At 30.9% G+C, this 1426-nt stretch carries 1 pseudogene; it reads right to left on the reverse strand.

What is annotated here, in order from left to right:
• Positions 1-330 precede the first annotated feature (330 nt).
• Positions 331-1305, reverse strand: a pseudogene (locus tag B0B05_RS16215) (5'-nucleotidase).
• Between the last annotated feature and the right edge of the window lie 121 nt (positions 1306-1426).

Raw genomic sequence — 1426 nt, forward strand, 5'->3', positions numbered from 1 at the left:
CCCTTACAACTATTCAGTTTTTGAATAGATTTATTTTTGATAGAAATATAAACAACCTAAAAATAAATCTCGTTTGATAATGCACTACGAGTTAGTTCTTAGATATGTAATTTACAAAATATAATTTTATTCTGGGAAGTTCTTGAAAAACACAAATATGAAAACACAAGAAATCTATAGCATCTTAACAACCTTTACCATTATTGGACTTCCTTTTTGTTTTGCTCCTAAAAAAAGAATTATAAGAGATTTGCTTAACTCACCTTAAAATAGATTTGATATTTTATCTTAAAATTGGAGATGTACAACAATTACCTTTTATAGACAGTGCTACTTAATTTCGGTTTCAATTGGACTTATTAATTCAAGTTTAATATTCGACAAATCTGCTTTATAGAGAGGAGAATCAAATGCGTAGGGAACTTTGCCTGAAGGTACAAATTTCGAAGAATCTTTGAGATGGACATCTTGGTCATCGAAGAATATATGGGCTCCAAATGCTTTTAGAACTTTATCTTTTGAAATACCTCCTAAAAAATATGCCTCATCTACATATACTCTCCATTTTCGTAATGTTTTAATTACTCGCATATGCGAAGGAGCATTTCTAGCTGTTACAATAGCTAATCTTAATGGAGATAATTCTATTGTTGTAGGTAGCTCTTCTTGAATTTTTGATAACTTAATTAACAATTTTGCAAATGGACCTTCTCCTAATTCTTCATTTTCATGTTCTTGTTCATATTTATGAAAAGCTTCAATTCCCTCTGTTTTATATCTGTGCTCAGACTCATCAGAAAAAAGTACAGCGTCTGCATCAAATGCAATTTTAACCCTATTGTCTAAAGGTTTAAACTCAGTCGGTGGTGAATATATATATGCAGCAGCGCAGCTTTTAGAGTCAATTACAGACTGAACGTCTTTAGCATCTTTACTTAAAAATAAGTCTATATCAAAAGCGTCAATATACGGAGATAATGGTTCGCCACCACTAAATGCCATTCGAGTTATATCTAATTTATGCTCACGTAAGGAGTTAATAATTCGTACGCCCGTTTCAGGACTATTTCTAGACATCACTACAAGTTCTACAATTCTCTTTTTTGCATCTGAATTTAAGTGCAGTAAACTTTGAACTAAATGAAATGCAGTTCCCGGTTTAAGTAATTCATCCTAGTGTTCTTGTTGGTATTTTCTATATCCTGAAATTCCTTCTTTAGTGAAAATTTCGTTTTCTTCTTCCAAATCAAATAGCGCTCGACTTGAAACTCCCACTACTAAAATGTCTGATAAATCTAATGGCATGGATTATTAATTTTCTGTTTTATAGTATTCTGACTAACGTTAAATTTTAATATTGATAATCAGTATTTTGTGATTTCAATATCTCTGTCAGTCAATCCAAATTTAGTGATTTGTTTTTGAA

Origin of the sequence: Epilithonimonas bovis DSM 19482, assembly GCF_900108115.1 — a bacterium.
GTDB lineage: Bacteria > Bacteroidota > Bacteroidia > Flavobacteriales > Weeksellaceae > Epilithonimonas > Epilithonimonas bovis.